At 68.3% G+C, this 20,155-nt stretch carries 17 protein-coding genes; 11 read left to right on the top strand and 6 right to left on the bottom strand.

Features of this window, described 5'->3' with window-relative positions:
* The 3 genes from ABD115_RS07735 to ABD115_RS07725 all read left to right on the top strand — a co-directional run bounded on the left by ABD115_RS07735 (position 1) and on the right by ABD115_RS07725 (position 3,707).
* On the top strand, positions 1-1,020 hold the full coding sequence (locus tag ABD115_RS07735) for an ABC transporter ATP-binding protein (protein ID WP_343959937.1): 1,020 nt from the start codon (positions 1-3) through the stop codon (positions 1,018-1,020).
* Positions 1,013-1,966 carry an ABC transporter ATP-binding protein gene (locus tag ABD115_RS07730; RefSeq protein WP_343959935.1) on the top strand — a complete coding sequence of 318 codons (954 nt, stop codon included), beginning with the start codon at positions 1,013-1,015 and terminating at the stop codon, positions 1,964-1,966. Before ABD115_RS07735 ends, ABD115_RS07730 begins: the two co-directional genes overlap by 8 nt.
* Positions 1,967-2,066: 100 nt before the next feature.
* The gene (locus ABD115_RS07725; protein WP_343959933.1) at positions 2,067-3,707 is read left to right on the top strand and encodes a peptide ABC transporter substrate-binding protein; all 1,641 of its coding nucleotides are present in this window, start codon (positions 2,067-2,069) and stop codon (positions 3,705-3,707) included.
* Between the two features lie 123 nt (positions 3,708-3,830).
* On the opposite strand, the gene ABD115_RS07720 is transcribed toward ABD115_RS07725, so the two are convergent.
* The 3 genes from ABD115_RS07720 to ABD115_RS07710 form a co-directional block, all read right to left on the bottom strand.
* Entirely contained in the window at positions 3,831-5,165 is a 1,335-nt protein-coding gene (locus ABD115_RS07720) for a flavin monoamine oxidase family protein (RefSeq protein WP_343960088.1), read from the bottom strand.
* Between the two features lie 141 nt (positions 5,166-5,306).
* Positions 5,307-6,113 (bottom strand): purine-nucleoside phosphorylase, encoded by an 807-nt coding sequence (locus ABD115_RS07715; RefSeq protein WP_343959930.1) that lies wholly within the window; start codon positions 6,111-6,113, stop codon positions 5,307-5,309.
* 62 nt (positions 6,114-6,175) lie between these two features.
* Entirely contained in the window at positions 6,176-8,836 is a 2,661-nt protein-coding gene (locus ABD115_RS07710) for an aminotransferase class I/II-fold pyridoxal phosphate-dependent enzyme (RefSeq protein WP_343960086.1), read from the bottom strand.
* Positions 8,837-8,999: 163 nt separating this feature from the next.
* Between ABD115_RS07710 and ABD115_RS07705 the strand changes: the two genes are divergently transcribed.
* Both ABD115_RS07705 and ABD115_RS07700 read left to right on the top strand, forming a co-directional pair.
* A complete protein-coding gene (locus ABD115_RS07705; RefSeq protein WP_343959928.1) occupies positions 9,000-10,430 on the top strand; it encodes an NAD(P)H-quinone dehydrogenase in 1,431 nt (476 codons plus the stop codon).
* Positions 10,431-10,447: 17 nt separating this feature from the next.
* Positions 10,448-10,975: a cupredoxin domain-containing protein gene (locus ABD115_RS07700; RefSeq protein ID WP_343959926.1), complete on the top strand. Its 528-nt coding sequence runs from the start codon at positions 10,448-10,450 to the stop codon at positions 10,973-10,975.
* 147 nt (positions 10,976-11,122) lie between these two features.
* On the opposite strand, the gene ABD115_RS07695 is transcribed toward ABD115_RS07700, so the two are convergent.
* Together ABD115_RS07695 and ABD115_RS07690 are read right to left on the bottom strand one after the other, a co-directional pair.
* Positions 11,123-12,103, bottom strand: coding sequence for an LLM class flavin-dependent oxidoreductase (locus tag ABD115_RS07695; protein WP_343959924.1), 981 nt, complete (start codon positions 12,101-12,103; stop codon positions 11,123-11,125).
* Between the two features lie 243 nt (positions 12,104-12,346).
* Entirely contained in the window at positions 12,347-14,113 is a 1,767-nt protein-coding gene (locus tag ABD115_RS07690; protein WP_343959922.1) for an acetyl/propionyl/methylcrotonyl-CoA carboxylase subunit alpha, read from the bottom strand.
* 156 nt (positions 14,114-14,269) lie between these two features.
* On the opposite strand from ABD115_RS07690, the gene ABD115_RS07685 reads away from it, so the two are divergent.
* The 4 genes from ABD115_RS07685 (at position 14,270) to ABD115_RS07670 (ending at position 17,110) form a co-directional block, all read left to right on the top strand.
* Positions 14,270-14,872: a DUF937 domain-containing protein gene (locus tag ABD115_RS07685; protein WP_343959920.1), complete on the top strand. Its 603-nt coding sequence runs from the start codon at positions 14,270-14,272 to the stop codon at positions 14,870-14,872.
* 212 nt (positions 14,873-15,084) lie between these two features.
* On the top strand, positions 15,085-15,531 hold the full coding sequence (locus ABD115_RS07680; protein WP_343959918.1) for an FAS1-like dehydratase domain-containing protein: 447 nt from the start codon (positions 15,085-15,087) through the stop codon (positions 15,529-15,531).
* Complete coding sequence (locus tag ABD115_RS07675; RefSeq protein WP_343959916.1) at positions 15,528-15,962, top strand: MaoC family dehydratase; 435 nt, start codon at positions 15,528-15,530, stop codon at positions 15,960-15,962. Before ABD115_RS07680 ends, ABD115_RS07675 begins: the two co-directional genes overlap by 4 nt.
* Positions 15,959-17,110, top strand: coding sequence for a UDP-N-acetylmuramate dehydrogenase (locus ABD115_RS07670; RefSeq protein ID WP_382388839.1), 1,152 nt, complete (start codon positions 15,959-15,961; stop codon positions 17,108-17,110). Before ABD115_RS07675 ends, ABD115_RS07670 begins: the two co-directional genes overlap by 4 nt.
* A gap of 182 nt (positions 17,111-17,292) precedes the next feature.
* On the opposite strand, the gene ABD115_RS07665 is transcribed toward ABD115_RS07670, so the two are convergent.
* Positions 17,293-18,171: a metallophosphoesterase family protein gene (locus tag ABD115_RS07665; protein ID WP_343959914.1), complete on the bottom strand. Its 879-nt coding sequence runs from the start codon at positions 18,169-18,171 to the stop codon at positions 17,293-17,295.
* Positions 18,172-18,291: 120 nt separating this feature from the next.
* Here ABD115_RS07665 and ABD115_RS07660 point away from each other — a divergent pair, with 120 nt between their 5' ends.
* Together ABD115_RS07660 and ABD115_RS07655 are read left to right on the top strand one after the other, a co-directional pair.
* Positions 18,292-18,855, top strand: a complete 564-nt coding sequence (locus ABD115_RS07660) for an NADPH-dependent FMN reductase (RefSeq protein ID WP_343959912.1) — start codon at positions 18,292-18,294, stop codon at positions 18,853-18,855.
* A gap of 135 nt (positions 18,856-18,990) precedes the next feature.
* Positions 18,991-19,983: a helix-turn-helix transcriptional regulator gene (locus ABD115_RS07655; RefSeq protein WP_343959910.1), complete on the top strand. Its 993-nt coding sequence runs from the start codon at positions 18,991-18,993 to the stop codon at positions 19,981-19,983.
* Positions 19,984-20,155 lie beyond the last annotated feature (172 nt).

Genomic DNA, 20,155 nt, shown 5'->3' with positions numbered 1-20,155 from the left:
ATGGAAAACGTGCTTGAGATCGACGATCTCCACACGTCGTTCTTCACCCGTCACGGCGAGGTGCAGGCGGTGCGCGGCGTGAGCTTCTCGCTCGCAAAGGGCGAAATTCTCGGCGTCGTCGGGGAGTCTGGCAGCGGCAAAAGCGTCACCGCGATGTCGGTGATGCAGCTGCTCGGCCGCGGCGGCAAGATCACGGGCGGGTCCGTGCGTTTCGGCGACACCGACCTCGTCACGCTCCCAGAGGAGCAGCTCCGCGACGTGCGCGGCGCCCGCATCTCGATGGTGTTCCAAGACCCGATGTCGAGCCTGAACCCGCTGATCACCGTCGGCAAACAGGTGCAAGAGATGCTCGACACGCACACGCAGTTGAGCAAGGCCGAGGCGAAGGCGCGGGTGCTCGAGCTTTTCGCGCTCGTGCGGATCCCCGAGCCCGAGCGTCGCTACGACTCCTACCCGCACGAGTTCTCGGGTGGCATGCGCCAGCGCGTGATGATCGCGATGGCGCTCGCCTGCGACCCCGAGGTGCTCATCGCAGATGAGCCAACGACCGCGCTCGACGTCACGATCCAAGACCAGATCTTGCGAATTCTGCGCCGGTTGCAGGCAGAGCTTGGCATGAGCGTCGTCTTCATCACCCACGACCTCGGTGTCGTTGCTGAGCTGTGCTCGCGCGTCATTGTGATGTACGGCGGCACGATCGTCGAGGAGGGCACGCTCGACGAGATCTTCACCCACACCGCGCACCCGTACACGCTCGGGCTGTTGAAGTCGGTGCCGCGCATCGACGGCGACCGTGGGCACCGGCTCGAGTCGATCCCGGGGTCGCCACCCGACCTGCTCGACCCGCCGAAGGGGTGCCCGTTCGCCGCCAGGTGCGAGTTCGCGCGCAACATCTGCAGCGAGACCCCGCCGCCAGAGGTTCGCCTGTCTGAGACGCACACCTCGAGATGCCACCTGCTCGCACAGGCTGCGCCGAGCGAGAACAACCCCTTTGCCGAGATGAGGCCAGCGCATGCTTAAGGTTGAGAATCTTGTCAAGCACTTCCCGGTGTCTGGCAAGCGCGGCGCGAAGGTGCACGCCGTCGACGGCGTCACCTTCGACATTCAGCAGGGCGAGACCCTCGGGCTCGTCGGCGAATCCGGCTGCGGCAAGTCGACTGTCGCGCGCACCGTGATTCGCATGTACGAGCCGACCGCGGGCCGCATCGAGCTCGACGGCACCGACATCACGAGCCTGAGCCAGCGAGAGCTGCGCCCGATCCGCCCACAGATTCAGATGGTGTTCCAAGACCCGGCATCTTCGCTGAACAGCCGCATGACAGTCGACGAGATCGTGGCCGAGCCGCTCATTGCGCAGCGAGTCGTGCGTTCCGTGCGCGAGGGGCGCGACCTCGTGCGCGAGATTCTCGAGGCCGTCGGCCTGTCGAAGGAGCACATGGGGCGGTACCCGCACGAGTTCTCGGGCGGGCAGCGGCAGCGCATCGGCATCGCCCGCGCCCTGATTCTCGACCCGAAGGTCGTCATCGCCGACGAGGCGATCTCGGCGCTCGATGTGTCGGTGCAGGCCCAGGTCATCAACCTGCTGCAGGATTTTCAGCAGGAGCGCGGCATCACCTACCTGTTCATCGCCCACGACCTCGCAATGGTGCGACACGTCTCCGACCGCGTCGGGGTGATGTACCTCGGAGCGCTCGTTGAGCTCTGCGACAGCGAAGAGATCTACCGCAACCCGCTGCACCCGTACACCCAGGGGCTGCTGCGAGCGGTGCCGATTGCCGACCCATCACCGTCGGCCAGGCGCGGCGAGGCCTCCATCGAGGGCGACCTGCCGAGCCCAATCAACCCGCCGAGCGGCTGCCGCTTCCGCACCCGCTGCCCGCTCGCGCAGGAGATCTGCGCGACCGTCGTGCCCGAGATGCGCGACGTTGGCGGCGGGCACCAGGTGGCGTGCCACATGGTTGCGTAGCTCAGGATCCGCCCGGCGAATCTGTCAGGCGGCCCCCACGATCGCGCCGAGCGCCCCGCGCATCAACCCATAATTTTTCATCCCAACCAAGGAGAAAACCATGAAGAAATTCACTATCGGAGCCGTCGCCCTTGCGGCGTCGGCTGCGCTGCTGCTCAGCGGCTGCAGCGGTGCGGGCGGCGACAAGCCCGCCGGCGCCGGCAAGATCGACCAGAAGATCGTCTGGGCCGTGAACGAAGAGGCCGACAGCCTCGACCCCGGCGTGACGAGCAACAGCTTCGCCTCGCCCATCATTCAGAACGCGTTCGAGCCGCTCGTCACCTACGACGCCGAGAACAACCTCGTCGGCGGCCTCGCCGAGAAGTGGGACGTCAGCGAAGACGGCCTCGAGTACACGTTCCACCTGCGCAAGGGCCTGAAGTGGTCTGACGGCAGCGACCTCACCTCGGCAGACTTCGAGTACTCGTGGTTCCGCGTGCTCGACCGCGAGCTCGCCGGCCAGTACTCGAACCTGCTCACCGACTACATCGTCGGTGCCGAGGAGTACTTCGCTGGCAACGCAGAGCGCGAGGCTGTCGGCATCACCGCCCCCGACGAGAACACGCTCGTCGTGAAGCTGAAGACCCCGACCCCGTTCTTCCTGCCGATGCTGAACATGTACCCGTTCAACGCGGTGAAGCAAGACGTCGTCGAGGGCAAGGCCGACACCTGGGCGAAGAACGCCGACACCTACGTGTCGAACGGCGCCTACATGGTCACCGACATCAGCTTCGGCAAGAGCATCACGCTCGCGAAGAACCCGAACTACTGGAACGCCGACGCGGTGAAGCTCGAAGAGGTCACCCTCCGCGTGATTCCCGACCAGTCGACCGCGCTCACCGCGTTCGAGTCGGGCCAGATCGACGGCGTCATGACCGTTCCGACCGACGACCTGCCCCGCCTGAAGGCAGAGAGCGATGACCTGTACGTCGTGCCCCAGTTCGGCACCACCTACTTCATCATGAACCTCGAGAAGGAGCCCTTCACCGACCCGAAGGTGCGCAAGGCCCTCACGCTCGCGATCGACCGCAGCGCGCTCATCGAGAAGGTGCTGCAGTCTTCTGACCAGCCCGGCACCGGCATCGTCGCCCCCGGCTACGTGCTCGACGGTGAAGACTTCACCGCAGAGCGCCCCGACTGGGGCGTAAAGCCCTCGGGCGACGTCGAGACCGCGAAGCAGCTGCTCGCCGAGGCCGGCTTCCCGAACGGCGAGGGCCTGCCCGCTATCGAGCTCTCGTACTACACCGATGACACGGTGAAGAAGGTGGCCGAGGCGCTGCAGCAGATGTGGAAGGAAAACCTCGGCATCGACATGAAGATCACCACCGAGGAGTGGAAGGTCTACTACGACGGCATCACCGCCGGCGACTACGACGTTGCGGCGATGGGCTGGGGCGGCGACTACCTGCACCCGATGACCTTCCTCGCCGGCTTCGCGAGCGACTCCGTGCTCAACAACTCGAACTACGCGAACGCAGAGTTCGACGCGCTGCTCGGCCAGATCAACTCCGAGACCGACCCGGTGAAGAGCTCCGAGCTCATGCACCAGGCCGAGGAGATTCTCATTGGTCAGGATACGGCCGTGCTGAACCTCTACTACCGCTCGAAGTACATGATGGCTGCTCCGTCGGTTGAGGGCTGGTTCCTCACTCCGCTGAACACGCTGTACTTCAAGGATGCGCAGGAGGTCGAGGCGCCGTAGGGCGCCCCGTACTGCGTAGGTGGTGCGTGCTGCAGAGCTAGTGCGCACCGCGTAGCTAGTGCGAACAGAGCGGGCTGTGAGCCGGGTCTACCCCGGTTCACAGCCCGCTCTGCGTTTCCGCAGCTATACCGTCGTCGGCCCGAGGCGCTCCCCGACGAGCCGGGCCTCGCGCAGCCCGCTCTCGATGGCCCCGTCGACGAACCCTCCCCACAGGTCTGCGTTGTCTGTGGTTGCAAAGTGCACGACGCCGTGGGGCCGCTGCAGCCCGGCGTGGTCGCGGGTGAGCTGGCCGGGCCGGTGCGTCATCCAGGTCGTGCGCGAGAGGGGGTCGGCCATCCAGTCGTGGGTGACAGCGGCGAGCACCTCGAGCCCCGGGCGAATGGCATCGACCGCGGCCTGCACGGCGCCGAGGTCAGTCCCATCGAGCCGTGTGTGATCGGGCCCAAAACCAACGAGAATCGACTCCTCCTCGGTGATGAACTCGCTCTTCAGCACCGAGATCGGGTGCTCCGGCGTCGCATACCCAAAGAAGCGGCGCACGGGGCCGCGCACCTTGATCCACACCTTCGACCCCCGCGAGGCGACCGTCTCGCGCCCGGCCCGCTGCCAAGGCTCCGGGAGGGGCGGCGTGAACTCGATGCCCGAGATCGCGTTGATCGGCAGCGTCGAAACCACAAACCTGGTGTGAATCTTCTCCCCAGCGGCGGTCTCAACGGTTGCGCCCGCGTCACCCTGGGTGACCGAGGTGACGGTCGTGTTCAGCCTGACCTCGCCGCGCACGCTCGCGGCTATGAGCCTGGTCCACTCGCTCATGCCTCCGGCGACCCGGTAGGTTGCCGATGCCTCGTGCATCAGCTCCCAGTGCCCGCCCGTTGCGGCAACCCAGCGATACGCGGTCGACATTCCGGTTTCGGTGAGCGGCGCGTTGACATGGCCGACCCAGACCGATTCGTTGGCGCTGCGCGCCTCTTCGTCGAGGTCGAGGGTCGCGAGATGATCCGCTATCGACAGCGCGTCGAGCTGCGCGATCTGCCCCGCCGTCGGCTCCGGGCCGCGCGGAATCGCCTCGCGCACCCGGTTGATGATGAGCTGCTGGCCGGGCGAGATGAGCTCCAGGAACTCCTCAAGCGTACCGACCCGAGGCACGCCGCCAGTGCCGAGCCAGCGCGCCTCCTCGGCCGCGGGGCTGCGCACAATTCCCCTGCCGTACCTCGTCATCTCGGCCCACGTGTGCGGCTGCACCCAGTGCACCCAGGTGCCCCCGAGCTCGAGGTCGTGGCCGAGCATGTTCGTCGTCCACACGCGGCCGCCGACGCGGTCGCGGGCCTCGAGCACGAGCACACTGTGCCCGGCGTTGCTGAGCTCGCGAGCCGCGATGAGGCCGGCGAACCCGGCTCCGATGACGACGACATCGACCTCTTGTGTTGCGCTCATGGCATTGCGCTCCTTCCACGTCATTGTGTTCGGGGGTGTGCGGAGCTGCTCCACGTTTTTCGGGTGTGGCGAGTAGCCCCGCGGTGTTCGGGTGTGCGGAGCAGCCAGGCGACGGTGCCCGAAGGCGGGGCCGAGGCTGCTCCGCGACGAAGTTCGACCGCGCGCTTAGAAGCGCGCGACGACCTCGGTGAGCAGCGATGCGAGGCGCGGCTCGGCCTCGCGCCCTGCCGCGATGACCTCTTCGTGGCTCAGCGGCGTCTCCTGAATGCCGGCAGCGAGGTTCGTGATCAGCGAGAGGCCGATGACCTCCATGCCGGCCTCGCGCGCCGCGATCGCCTCGAGCGCCGTCGACATGCCGACGATGTCGCCGCCGATGATGCCGGCGTAGCGCACCTCGGCCGGGGTTTCGTAGTGCGGCCCGCGAAACTGCACGTAGACGCCCTCGTCGAGCGTCGAGTCGACCTCGCGAGCGAGGTCGCGCAGGCGCTTCGAGTAGAGGTCGGTGAGGTCGACAAAGGTCGCCCCCTCGAGCGGCGACGCCGCGGTGAGGTTGATGTGGTCTGAGATGAGCACGGGCTGGCCGGGGGAGTATGCGGGGTTCACGCCGCCGGCCCCGTTGGTGAGTACCATCACCTTTGCGCCAGCAGCTGCGGCGGTGCGCACGCCGTGCACGACGGAGCGCACGCCGTGATCTTCGTAGAAGTGGGTGCGCGCGCCGATGACGAGCGCGTGCTTGCCGTTCGCGAGGCGGATCGACCGGAGCGTGCCCGAGTGCCCGGGCACCGCAGACGGGCGGAAGCCTGGAACCCTGTCGGCCTCGATCACGGCGACGGTCTCGCCGATGACATCGGCTGCCTTGCCCCAGCCGCTGCCGAGGGTGAGGGCGATGTCGTGGGTTGCGACTCCGGTGAGGTCGGCGATGACGGCGGCAGCCTCGGCTGCGAGTGCTTTCGGGTCTGAAGAAGTGCTCATGGAGACAAGACTACGCTGGGAACGCCCTCTGGTGGGCGCCCCCGGCGTAGAAAGTGAAGCGCTTAGGAATCCTTGATGATGCGGTAGCCGCGCAGCGGGTCGTACCCGTGAATCTCGCGGGTATCGAGCACCTTCATGAACGCGAGCACCTCGGGTGAGACCACCTGGCCTGGCACGAGCACGGGGAAGCCGGGCGGGTAGGGGGTCACGAAGCCAGCCGAGATCGGCTGCTCGCCCGCATCGACCCTGGCGCGCAGCTCGTCGCCAAGCACGTACTCGATGTTGCCGCGGCGCTGGCCGCGGAAGAACGCCTTGCGCAGGTCGCCGTCTGGGAGCACCCCGTCGGTCGCGTACGCCGGCGCGAACGAGCTGAAGTCTGGCAGCGTCGGCATGACGATCTCCGCGGGAAGCGGCTGGTCGGGGTCGCGCTGCGCCTGCTCCTCCTCGAACCGCTCGGCGAGCTTCACAAGCACCTCGATGAGGTAGGCGACCGAGCTGCGCGAGGTGCCGATGTTCGTCATGAACAACACGGTGTTGCGGCTCGTCTTGTTCACCTGAATGCCGTAGCGATCCATCAGGTACTCGTGCTTGAACGTGTCGCCGTCGACCCCTGTGCGCGAGATCTCTATCGTGATGCGCGACGGGTCGACGACGAACTCGTCGGTCGCCCACGCCTCCCACATGCTCGCGAGACCGTCGCGGTGCGGCATGGCGCGCCCCGTCTCGCGGTACTGCTCGGGAATGAGGTCGTGCGCGGTGAGCACACTGAACGTGCGACGCAGCAGCGGGTGGCGCGCGATCGCCTGCGACAGGCTCGTTGCGAGGTCGAGCTGGCGCTGCACGAGCTCGAAGCCCTCGAGCTCGACCTGGCGGCGACCGATGTCGAGCGACGAGAGAATCTGGTAGTTCGGCGAGGTCGACGTGTGCGTCATATACGCCTCGTGGAATGGGTCTTGCGCGTCGCGCACCCAGTCTTGATCCCACACGTGAATCATGGAGCCCTGACGCAGCGCGGTGAGTGTCTTGTGCGTCGACTGGGTCGCGTAGACCCGCACGCGGGCGTCGGGTGACGGGATGAGGCGCTCGCGCAGCCAGACCTCGTCTGCTGCGGGGGTGCCGTCTTCGGCGAAGAGCAGCTCCTGCTGCTCGCGGTAGGCGCGCTCGTGGGCGGCGGTGCCGAGCTGCTGTTCGAGCAGCTTTGCCGAGGCCATGGCGGTGCGGCGCCTGGTGACCGGGTGGAACGCGCCGAACGCGAACCACGCCTCGTCCCACAAGAACACCAGGTCGGGCTTGATCGCGAGGCACTCGCTCATCACCCGGTAGGGGTCGTACACGATGCCATCGAACGTGGTGTTCGTGAGCGTCACCATGCGCACCTCGTCGAGCCGGCCCGCAGCGCGGTACTCGAGCAGCAGCTGCTTGATGCGCCCGATCGGCACGGCTCCGTAGAAGGCGAACTCGTTGAGCGGGTAGGCGTCGAGGTAGGCGGGGCGGCCGCCCGTGAGCATCATCGAGTGGTGGTGCGACTTGTGGCAGTTGCGGTCGACAAGCACGACGTCGTTCGGCGCAACGAGCGCCTGGTGCACGACCTTATTCGCGGTCGAGGTGCCGTTCGTGACGAAGAACGTATGCTTCGCGCCGTATGCTCGCGCGGCGAGCTCCTGCGCCTTCTTGAGCGTGCGCACGGGGGCGAGCAGCGAGTCGAGCCCGCCAGACGTCGCGCTCGTCTCGGCGAGCAGCAGGTTGAGCCCGTAGAAGTCTGCGAGGTCGCGGATCCACTTCGACGACATCACCGAACCGCCGCGCGCCACCGGCAGCGCGTGGAAGACACCGACGGGGCGCCTGGCGTGGTCTTGAATCGCGGTGAAGAACGGGGTGTCGTAGAGGTGCGAGACGCGCCGCAGCAGCGACAGGTGCAGCTCGAGGTGATCTTCGCGGCGGAAGACGCGGCGGAATCGCTTGGTGAGCGCCCCCGCGAGCTCCTCAATGTGCGCGCCGGCCATGAGATACAGGTCGAGCTCGGGGCGCAGCGACGAGAGGGTGTCGGCGAGGCCGAGCACGCGCTGCACCGACGCCAGCTGGCTCCGGGCTGTCGCCTGCGGCGAGACAGTGGATTCGCGGGCGAGATCGATGGTCTCGCGCAGGTCGCGGCTGAGCGTCTGCTTCGTGTGCTCGCTGAACCCGGGGCGCACGACGCAGGCAAGAATGTTCGGGTTGGTGAGCACCGCGGCGACCGCATCGTCGGCAGAAGGCACGATGACATAGTCGTAGACAAACAGGTCTGCCGCGCTGCGCATGCGGTAGCTCTCTGCGCGCATCGTGTCGCGGTCGGTGGCCGTGGTCTCGTCGACGACGAGCACCTCAAAGCGCGGGCGGGGGTCGCTGTCGCCCGGGAACTCGTCGTCTGCCTCGGGGTCGGCCTCGGTCGCGGCCTCCTCTGACGTGCCGACGGCGCGCAGCCGGTTCACGACCCGCCCGATGCGGTCGAGCGCGGTCTGGTACTCGCCGGCGGCGAGCATGTCGCCGATGGTGGTGACGTAGCGCTGGCCGAAGCCGGCCCAGTACATTTCGAGCGTTTCGAGGGCGCGCAGTGACCGGTGAATCTCGCTGTCGGCGGCAAGCGCCTCGTCGGCCTCCGAGCGATCGCCGAGCGCGAGGCGCTTCACCGCGAACCGGAGATACTCCCACGCGTCGCTGCGCATGCGCCAGGTGCTCGACGGCATGCCGGGGTCGCGTTCCAGTACAGATTCTGCCTTCGGGTGTGTCACCAATAGCCTCCAACGTCGCTGTCGCGTGTGCGGCCTGCGCGGTAGGGAAGGTCGCGCAGTGCTCTAAGCACCCGATCATACGGTGCTGAGTATGCCCGAGCACGCCTAGACTTATCGTATGGCGAAAGAACGTAAGCACCGGATCGTTGTACTCGGCGGCGGGCCTGGAGGGTACGAGGCCGCGCTCGCTGGCGCGCAGTTGGGGGCAGAGGTCACGCTCATCGAGCGTGCCGGCGTCGGCGGCTCGGCGGTGCTCACCGACGTGGTCCCCTCGAAAAGCCTGATCGCGACCGCGGGTGCCGTGCAGTCGGTGCGCGACGCTGGCAAGCTCGGGGTGCAGGCGTTTCTGCCCGGCAGCGACGGCAAGCCCGTGCGCCCCGAGATCGCGGTGAACCTCGCCGCGGTGAACAAGCGCCTGCTCGCGATGGCCGGCGCGCAGTCGACCGACATGCGTCAGAGCCTCGAAGAGAGCGGCGTGCGTCTCGTGCAGGGCTCAGGCAGGCTCGACGGCCCGAACGCGGTGCTCGTCTCGACCTCGCAAGAGGGCGGCACCGACTTCGACCGCGTAGAGGCCGACACGATCGTCGTGTCGGTGGGCGCGAGCCCGCGCGAGCTCGACTCCGCGAAGCCAGACGGCGAGCGAATCCTGACCTGGCAGCAGCTCTACAACCTGCAAGACGTGCCCGAGCACCTCATCGTCGTCGGCTCGGGGGTAACCGGGGCCGAGTTTGCGAACGCCTATGCGACCCTCGGGTCTGAGGTGACGCTCGTGTCGAGTCGCGAGCAGGTGCTCCCCGGCGAAGACCCAGACGCGGCTACCGTCATCGAGCACGAGTTCAAGCGCATCGGCATGAACGTGATGTCGAAGTCGCGCGCCGACGCGGTCGAGCGCACCGACGCCGGGGTGCGCGTGACGCTCGCTGACGGCCGCGTCGTCGAAGGGTCGCACTGCCTCATGGCCGTCGGCTCGATTCCGAACACCGCGGGCCTCGGCCTCGAGGAGGCCGGCATCGAGCTCAGCGACAGCGGGCACATCAAGGTGAACAAGGTCGCCCGCACCTCGATTCCGTCGGTATACGCCGCCGGCGACTGCACCGACTTCTTCCCGCTCGCGTCTGTCGCCTCGATGCAGGGTCGCACCGCGATCATGCACGCGCTCGGCGACTTCGTGCGGCCCATCGACCTGCGCAACGTCGCTTCGAACGTGTTCACCTACCCCGAGATCGCAACGGTCGGGTGGAACGAGCGCACCCTCGCAGACGCGACGGCGATGGCAACGGCGATCACCCACACCATCCCGCTGAACGCGAACCCCCGCGCAAAGATGATTGGCTTCACCGATGGCTTCGTGAAGCTGTTCGCCTGGAAGGCCTCGGGCACCGTGATCGGCGGCGTGATCGTCGCGCACCGCGCGAGCGAGCTCATCTTCCCGCTCGCGCTCGCCGTCGAGCACCGCCTCACGGTCGACCAGGTCGCCTCGGCGTTCACCGTCTACCCGTCGCTCACCGGCGCGATCACCGACGCCGCCCGCGCGATGCACGTGCACTAATGCTGAGGAAAGAAGCGATGCTGACTGTTCGGGTGCGCGCTGAGGGCGTCACGGGCGAGCCGGGTGCTTTGGGTGTGTCGGGCGCGCCGGGCGCGCCGGGTGGGTCGGGCGCACCGGGCGCACCGGGCGCTTCGGCGGCCGTGGCGAAGCCCGCAGCGGTGGATCCGCGACCGCGATCGCCTCGCACCCTCGCGGCGCGCGTGGCCGCTGGCGTGGGCGCCTTTGCCCTCGCGCTCGGCCTCGCCGGGTGTTCTGCAGAGAAGCCGCCAGTGGTCCCCTCAGACGACGACGCGAAGGTGTCGATCACGGTGCGGGTCATCGACAACAGCTTCGAGCCGAGCGACATTACCATCAAGGCCGGGCAGGCCGTGAGCTGGTCGTTCGAGGGGCCGTCGTCTGAGCACGATGTTGTCGCAGAAGACGGCAGCTTCGTGAGCGAGCTGATGGCCGAGGGCAGCTACACCCACGTGTTCGACGAGGCAGGGTCGTTCGACTACCTGTGCTCGATTCACCCCGAGATGCGCGGCAGCATTACGGTCGAGTAGGGGTGCCGGTGCTGTTGTGTGCTGCGCAGGGTCTGTGATCTGCGCAGGGTCTGTGATCTGCACAGGATAGGCCCGAATTCGGGGTCTGGGCCCGATCTTGCGCTGTTTGCCTATCTAGCGCAGCCCGCAGCCCGCAGCCCGCAGCCCCTACGCTGCAGCGCCCAGCCGCACCGACTCGAGCTGCTCAGCGCGCGTCGGCGCCGGGTGCACCGTGACGAGCTCGTCTGCGTCTGCGAGCTTCGCAAACTCTTCGAGCTGCTCGCGTACTCGCTCCGGCCCGCCGACCGCGGTGTAGCGCAGCATCTGTCGAATCTCGGTTGCGGCTGGGGTGTCGCGAATCGACTCGGCCTGCTCGAGGGTCAGCGGCACCTCACGCCCGCGCGACAAAAACCCGCGAATGCGCTCGAGCTCGGCGCGGCCGAAGAGCTGCCTCGCCTCTTCGTCGTTCGCGGCGGCGATGACGTTCACGCCCGCGCTGACGTACGGCTCGGGGTGCGCGGCGCTCGGCCGATAGTTCGTGCGATAGTGCTGCACGGCAGACTGCAGGGCCTGTGGTGCGAAGTGCGAGGCAAACGAATAGGGGAGCCCGAGCTGAGCCGCGAGGTTCGCACCGAACAGGCTCGAGCCCAAGATAGTGATGGGAACGTTCGTGCCGCGGCCCGGGTACGCGTTCACCGCCGTTACGGGCAGCTCGCCGCTGAGGTAGCCCTGGAGCTCGAGCACGTCGTTCGGGAAGGCGTCGGCCGCCTGCACCGTGCGCCTGAGGGCGCGGAAGGTCGCCCCGTCGGTGCCCGGCGCCCGGCCGAGCCCCAGGAAGATGCGCCCGGGGTGCAGCTCGGCGAGCGTGCCGAACTGCTCGGCGACGACGAGAGGGGAGTGGTTCGGCAGCATGACCCCGCCCGATCCGAGGCCGATGCGTTCGGTCTGCGAGGCGATGTGCGCGATGAGCACGGCGGGCGAGCTCGACGCGATGGTCGCCATGTTGTGGTGTTCGGCGTACCAGATGCGGTCGTAGCCGGCGGCCTCTGCCGTTTGCGCGAGCTGCACCGAGTGCGCCAGCGCCGCAGCGACGCTGCCTCCCTGTTCGATCGAAGCAAGGTCAAGGAGCGAGAGCTTCAGGGCAGACATACGGGGTGCAACAGGGGCGCGGCCCGGGTTATTCCCGAGCGCGCGCCCCGTGTGCAAACTGCCGCGGTGCCGCGGTGCCGCGGTGCCGCGGTGCTGCATGCGTGACGGGCGGTACGCGGCGCCGACGCCGGCTGCGCTCAGGCCCTCGGGGCCGGGGGCAGTGCCGCCCAGAGTGGCTGCGCCAGCCGCGGATCCGCACCGCCGCGGATCCGCCGCACCGCCGCGAATCTGCCCCCCGCGCCCCTAAATCGCGTCGACGATTGACAGCAGCGGGTGCCCGCTCGACACGGTCTGGCCGAGCGGCGCGTCGATCTTGCACACGATGCCCGAGCGGTGCGCGTAGATCGACTGCTCCATCTTCATTGCCTCGAGCACGACGATGAGCTCGCCCTCGGCGACCTCCTGGCCGTCTTCGACCGCGAGCTTCACGACGGTGGCCTGCATCGGCGCCGCGACGGTGTCGCCGGTTGCGGTTGCGACGCCCGCACCCTTGGCGCGCTTGGGCGCTGGGCCGCGAGTCACATCCTGATCTGAGAGCGGCAGCAGCGTCGTCGGCATCGTGACCTCGACGCGGCGGCCAGCGACCTCGACGACGACCGACTGGCGGGTCGACGGAGTTGCCGGGGCGGTGTTCTCGCCCTCCCACGGCTCGATGTCGTTCACGAACTCCGACTCGATCCAGAGCGTGTACACACCAAACTTGCCGTCTGGCGCGGTGAACGCGGGGTCGCGCACGATCTTGCGGTGGAACGGGAGCACGGTCGGCAAACCCTGCACCTCGAGCTCGTCGAGCGCGCGGCGGGAGCGCTCGAGCGCCTCCTCGCGGGTCGCGCCCGTGACGATGAGCTTGCCGAGCATCGAGTCGAAGGCGCCCGAGATGACGTCGCCCGACTGCACGCCGGTGTCGACGCGCACGCCGGGGCCGAGCGCCGGCTTGAACAGCGCGACGGGGCCGGGGGCGGGGAGAAAGCCGTTGCCCGGGTCTTCGCCGTTAAGGCGGAACTCGAACGAGTGGCCGTGCGCCACGGGGTCTTCGTAGTCGAGCACGCCACCCTCGGCGATGCGGAACTGCTCGCGCACGAGGTCGATGCCCGTGATCTCCTCGGAGACGGGGTGCTCGACCTGCAGGCGGGTGTTGACCTCAAGGAACGAGATCGTGCCGTCTTTCGCGACGAGAAACTCGCAGGTGCCGGCGCCAACGTATCCGACCTCGCGGAGGATCGCCTTCGACGCCGCGTAGAGCTCGGCGTTCTGCTCGTCAGAGAGGAACGGCGCTGGCGCCTCCTCGACGAGCTTCTGGTGGCGGCGCTGCAGCGAGCAGTCGCGCGTGGAGATCACGACGACGTTGCCGTGGCTGTCAGCGAGGCACTGGGTCTCGACGTGGCGGGGCTTCTCGAGGTACTTCTCGACGAAGCACTCGCCGCGACCGAACGCCGCGACTGCCTCGCGGGTGGCCGATTCGAAGAGGTCGGCGACCTCCTCGCGGTTGTAGGCGACCTTCAGGCCGCGGCCGCCGCCGCCGAACGCAGCCTTGATGGCAACCGGCAGGCCGACCTCGTCGGCAAAGGCGAGCACCTCGTCGGCGCCCTTGACCGGGTCGCTCGTGCCTGGGGCGAGCGGTGCGTTAACCTTCTCGGCCACGTGACGGGCCGACACCTTGTCGCCGAGGCGCTCGATGGCGTCGGGGCTCGGCCCGATCCAGGTGAGGCCAGCGCCGATGACGGCGCGCGCGAAATCGGCGTTCTCGGCGAGGAAGCCGTAGCCCGGGTGAACGGCGTCGGCGCCCGAGCGGCGGGCAACGCTGAGAATCTTGTCGATAGCGAGGTAGCTATCGGCGCTCGTCGAACCGCCGAGGGCGTACGCTTCGTCGGCCAGCTGCGAGTGCATGGCGTCGCGATCTTGGTCGGCGTAGACGGCGACCGAGGCGATTCCGCTATCGCTAGCGGCGCGAATAATACGAACGGCGATCTCGCCCCGGTTGGCGATGAGCACTTTACGAATGCGAGACATAAATTACAGCCTATTCGAGGAAGGTTGCCCCAAGTTGGATATTGGTCACAAACCTTTCGTTAAATCGTTGCCGAAGGCTACATTGCTGGTGGAAAGGTAGCGATAGTGTAATGCTGTGTGAGTCGCACCCGGCGACACTCGATTGGGGACACCGAAATGGCAAACAACAACGCACTTGATTCCCTGCTCTCGCAGGTGCCGGTCGGCGAGCTCGCCGCGAAGCTTGGCGTCGACGAAGACACCGCGCTCGCCGCAGTGAAGCAGGCCCTTCCCGGCCTGCTCGGCGGCCTCGCAGTGAACGCCTCGAGCGACGAGGGCAAGCAGCAGCTCGAGGGCGCGCTGAGCAAGCACACTCCCACCGACGGCAAGATCTCGCTCGAGGCAATCGACGAGAAAGACGGCGAGAAGATCGTCAAGCACGTACTCGGCGATAAGCAAGACGCGGTCGCGAACGCGCTCGGTCAGCAGGCTGGCAACGCGGGCATCGCAAAGCTCATCCCGATGCTGCTGCCGCTGCTCGCCCCGATCGTGATGCAGTTCCTCGCTGGCAAGAAGCAGCAGGCCCCCGCGGCTGACGACAACGGCGGCGGCATCGGCGACGTGCTCGGCGGGCTGCTCGGCGGCCTTACCGGTGGTGGCCAGTCGGCCCCCGCTTCGGGCGGCGGCATCGGCGACCTGCTCGGCGGCCTCCTCGGTGGTGGCGGCGGCAAGAGCCAGGGCGGCCTCGGCGGCCTGCTCGGCGGGCTGCTCGGCAAGTAACCGGGCTGGTCTGCAAGTAACGCAGCGCAGAGCCGGGGGCGGATCGCATAGCCTCACCCCGGCACCGCACGCGAAGGCCCGCGCCGGTGGCAACACTGGCGCGGGCCTTCGCGCACCCTGAGCGCTGCCTGAGCGCGTGCCCGGAGCGTGCCCTGAGCCTGCACCCGGCGCACCCGGCGCACACAGGCACACGCCCCGGCTAGACTGTTCCCGTGGTTAATCCAGACGTTCAGGGCAGGGTCTACCCGCCCACCCAGCCGTATCTTGTCGGGCGAGAAAAAGTGCGCGAGTTCGCGCGCGCCGTGCGCAGCGAGTCGCCGATCCACCACGACCCAGAGGCGGCTCAGGCAGCCGGCTTCGCAGACGTGGTCGCGCCGCCCACCTTCGCGGTGACAGTGCAGGAAGCGACGCTTGCGCAGCTACTCGCCGATGACGAGGCGGGGGTCGACTTCACCCGCGTCGTGCACGGTGACCAGCGCTTCACCTACACGCGCCCCATTGTCGCGGGCGACGAGCTCACCGCAACGCTCACGATCGCCGCCGTGAAGCAGCTCGGCGGCCACTCGATGGTCACCGCCTCGAGCGCGATTGTCGACCAGGCTGGCGAGCACGTCGTCACCGCTATTTCGACGCTCGTCGTGCGAGGAGAAGAGGCATGAGCCAGGCAGTCACCCCCGTGTTTGAGACGCTCACCGTCGGCGACGTCGTCACCGAGCGCGAGTTCACGCTGACCCGCGACAACCTCGTGCGCTACGCGGGAGCGTCGGGAGACTTCAACCCGATCCACTACCGCGATGATTTCGCGCAGTCCGTCGGGCTTCCCGGCGTGCTCGCACACGGCATGCTCACGATGGGCGCCGCGGGTTCGGTCGCGACCGACTGGCTCGGTGCCGCCGGCTGGGTGAAAGACTTCCAGTCGCGCTTCACGCGCCCAGTGCCCGTCGACGCTGAGGCCGGCGCCCCGGTAACGGTCACCGTCACGGTCGGCGCGATCGACGCCGAGGCCCGCACCGCGCGCCTCGACCTGAAGGTCACCTTCGACGGTGCCACCGTGCTGGGCAAGTCCCAGCTGCTGGTGGCGTTCGCGTGAGCACCCAGCGACTCGCCGACCTCACCACGATGCGGGTCGGAGGCCCCGCCGACGAGACCCTCACCGCGCACACCCGCGACGAGCTGATCGAGCGGTCGATCGCGCTGTGGGAGCGCGGCGACGATTGGCTGCTGCTCGGCGGTGGATCGAACACGGTCATCGCCGACGAGGGCTACCCCGGGCCCGTGCTGCTCGTGCGCACGTCGGGTATCGAACAGGTGGCGGATCCCGAACTCTCGGCGGGTAGCATCCGCATCCGCGTCGAGGCCGGCCACGACTGGGACGCGCTCGTCGCCGAGTGCGCCGAGCGCGGCTGGGCGGGCATCGAGGCGCTGTCGGGGATTCCTGGCATGGCCGGTGCCGCCCCCGTGCAGAACATCGGGGCCTACGGCCAGGAACTCTCTGATGTGCTCCACTCGATCGAATTTCTCGACGCGGCCACCTACGAGCCGCGGCGCATGCTCGCCGCGGAGCTCGAGCTCGCCTACCGCGACTCGGTGATCAAGCAGGGCCTCGAGGGTGTTGTGCTCTCGATTGACCTGGTGCTCGCAGACGCCGCGGTCGGCGCCGGCGAGGCCGGGCCCGAGCCGCTGTCTGAGCCGATCCGCTTCGCGCAGCTCGCGACCGCGCTCGGCGTCGAACAGGGGCAGCGCATGCCGCTGCGGGTCGTGCGCGACACGGTGCTGCGGCTTCGCGCCTCAAAGGGCATGGTGCTCGACGAGGCAGATCACGACACCTGGAGCGCCGGCTCGTTCTTCACGAACCCGATCGTCACCGAGCGGTTCGCGCGCGGCCTCCCCGAGAACGCGCCGCGCTTTCCCGTGAGTGACGGCGAACCCGAGGTCGCCGTGACCACGTTTGATGAGCTTGCCGCTGGTCAGCCGCTGCGCACGCCGCCAACGCCACGCGAGCGGCGCGTGAAGCTCTCGGCCGCCTGGCTCATCGAACACGCCGGTGTGCCCAAGGGCTACCGCCTGCCTGGCTCTGGCGCGTCGGTGTCGACGAAGCATACGCTCGCGATCACCAACCGCGGCGCGGCATCTGCGGCCGACATCGGCGAGCTCGCGCGCTTTATCGTGCAGCGGGTGCAGCAGGAGTTCGGCCTCGTGCTCGTGCCCGAGCCGAACCTGTACGGCATCGAGGTCTAGCGGGGTAGCCCTGCCCCCGCGCCTAGCTGGGCTCGCGCTGGGCTCTCGCCTGGCTCGCGCTGGGCTCGCGCTGGGCTCTCGCCTGGCTCTCGCCTGGCTCCCACCGCCAACCCTGCACTTGCCTCCGAGAACACCCCCGTATTCCGGGAAACTAGGGTCTGGCTCGGAGGCAACGTAGGGGCTCATGGGCGCCCAGCGACGCCAATCACGCGCTGTACGGTGTCAGCGTCCATGCGAAACACCTCGCCGCCCGTGACGGGTCGGGTGAACGGCACGACCCGCACGCGGTCGTCGCTGACCGTCACGGTGGCGCCACCGTACTCGTCGCTCGCCGACTCCTCGCTGGCGTCACCGAACGCCGTGGCGAGGTTTGCGACCCCGGGCGCCACGACCACTGGCACGCCGGCGACGGTCTCCACGATCGGCAGGTGATAGTGCCCAGCCAGCACAACGCGCACATCGCTGCCACGCAGCAGCCCCCGAAAAACCGCGGCGTCGGCCGCGTCGAGGTCGAGCGCTCCGAGCAGCTCCGTCTGGGCGTCAACGGGCGGGTGGTGCATCACGATGATTGTGCCGTGCTCGGCGGGAGACGCGAGCTCGGCGGCGAGCGCCTCGAGCTGCGCGCTACCGAGCTCGCCGTAGCCCGCCTGCGGCACCGAGGTGTCGAGCACAATTGTTCGCCAACCGTTCACCGTGGCTACCGAGGCAACGGGCCGGTCGGGGGCTTCGCCAGCCAGCAGCTGGCTGGTTTCGGCTCCCGGCTGGCCATCACCGAGAATCGCGCGGAAACTCTCCCTGCGGTCGTGGTTTCCCATGGCGAAGATCGCCCGGGCGCCGCGTTCGCTGGCCCACGGCAGCAGCGTGTCGCGCACTCGTTCGTAAGAGGCCTCGGTGCCATCTTCGCTGACGTCTCCCGAGCACACCACGAGATCGAAGCCGAGATGCGCGACGTGATCGAGCGCCCGCCGCAGGTGGTCGGCGGTGTCGACAACGTCGTAGTGGCGCGAGGCGTCGCCGAAGAGGTGCGTGTCGGTGAGGTGCAAGAGGCTCAGAGAGGGCATGGCAGCACTGTACCGCCAAGGGGTGAACAGGGGGTGCAATCTGAGACATGCGGGAATGAGCTGCGCCCGAGCCCGGTTTGGGTGAGCGTACACGCAGGTTTTTTAGAAAGGAACCGCTTCATGACTACATACAACATTGGCTTCATCGTGGGCAGTGTGTCTTCAACCTCGATCAACCGTCGACTGGCCAATGCGCTGGTAAAGCTCGCCCCGCAGGCCGAGCTCAACCTCACCGAGATTCCGATCGCCAACCTGCCGTACTACTCAGCCGATCACGACGCCGACATTCCCGCCGCGGCCGCCGAGTTCAAGCAGGCGGTTGAGGCGGCAGACGGTGTCATCATCGTCACACCCGAGTACAACCGCTCGGTGCCAGGCGTGCTGAAGAACGCGCTCGACACGGCGAGCCGCCCCTGGGGCCAGAACAGCTTCCAGGGCGTTCCCACCGCGGTGCTGGGCGCCTCGATCGGGCAGATCGGCACCGCGCTTGCGCAGGCGCACCTGCGCTCCATTCTCGCCTTCCTTGATTCACCCGACCTGCAGCAGCCCGAGGTGTACCTCCAGATGACCGAGGGCCTGATCACCGAAGACGGCGAGATCACCAACGATGCGACCGCCGAGTTCCTCCTCGGCTGGCTGCGCACGGCGCACGCGCACTTCGAGCTGCACGCGAAGCAGAACTAGGCGCACCGGCCACGGCCCGAGCGCTGCACCGGGTGCCCTGGCGCTTGTGTGCCCGGGCGCTTGTGTGCCCGGGCGCTACGGGGCCGCACCCGTAGCGCCCGGAATACCGCGCGCCCGAATCGGGTTACACCCCGCATGCTTGTGACCCAGTCAGCTCCGCTCGACTCGTCCTCCCTTGGCGCGCCCCGCGATGCGCCCCATGATGCGTCGCTTGGTGCGCCCCTCAGTGCGCCCCACAGCGCGCCCCTCGACACACTGCTCGAACGCATCGACGTCGCGGTCACGCGCACGAACCGCGTGGGCCTGCGGGCCGGGCGTCGCCTGACAACGCCCGCGGGCGCAAACACGCTCGTCTACGTCGTCGAGGGCGAGCTGCGGGGCGAACCGGCGACATCGTGCTCAACCGACCCTGAGCGCGAGGGCGCCGTCGTGGCCCGGGGCCACGTGACGGGGTTCCCTGCGGGCGCCGCACTGCTGACGACGGGAACGTCGGCGTTTGCCTTCGACGCGCTGAGTGACGCCACGCTTGTCGTTGTCACGGTCGAGCTCAACGAGGCGGGCCTGCGGCTACGCCAACTCGTGCCAGACCCGCTGACGATCACCGACTTCGCGCGGCTCGACCCGGCGGTCTCTTCGCTCGCGAGCAACATGGGCGACCTCGGCACGCCGGAGCCGGTCGTGCCGCTCGTCGGCGGCGGGGAGATCGTGTGCCGGCTCATGGCGCGCACACTGCTGCTCGGGGTGCTGCGCGCATGGGTGTCGGCGGGGTGCGCGCCGCGTGGCTGGGCTGCCCGCGTCGCGGATCCGCATCTCGACCCCGTCATCACCGCGATTCACAGCGACCCGGGCCGAGACTGGTCGGTCGACGCGCTCGCGAGCCTCGGCACGATGTCGCGCTCGGCTCTGTCACGGCGGTTCCGCGAGCTTCTCGGCGCGTCGCCAGGGCAATACATCACCGGCGTGCGCATGGAAGACGCGAAGCGGCGCCTCGCGCGCGGGGCCTCGGTGACGCAGACCTCGCGCGAGCTCGGGTACGCCTCAGACGAGGGGTTCAGCCGCGCGTTTCGCCGGCATACCGGGGTGCCGCCGTCGCGCTGGCGCGTCGGGGCCCCAAACACTCGCGACTAGCCCGCCAAAGCGGTCAAGTTGCAGCTGGATTTGGCGCGTGTTGTCGTTTGGGCGGCGAAATGGCGACAACAAGCGCCATATCCGTGGGGCCGCGCCGGGGCCAGCCCGGGGCGGCGGGCGCCCGCGCCCGCCCGGGCCCGGGGCCGGGGCCGCGCCCGCGCCGTGCCCGTGC

The sequence above is a fragment of the Leucobacter albus genome (assembly GCF_039528015.1).
Lineage (GTDB): Bacteria > Actinomycetota > Actinomycetes > Actinomycetales > Microbacteriaceae > Leucobacter > Leucobacter albus.
Note: the sequence above shows the minus strand (reverse complement) of the source record. Positions and strands in the feature narration are given on the sequence as shown.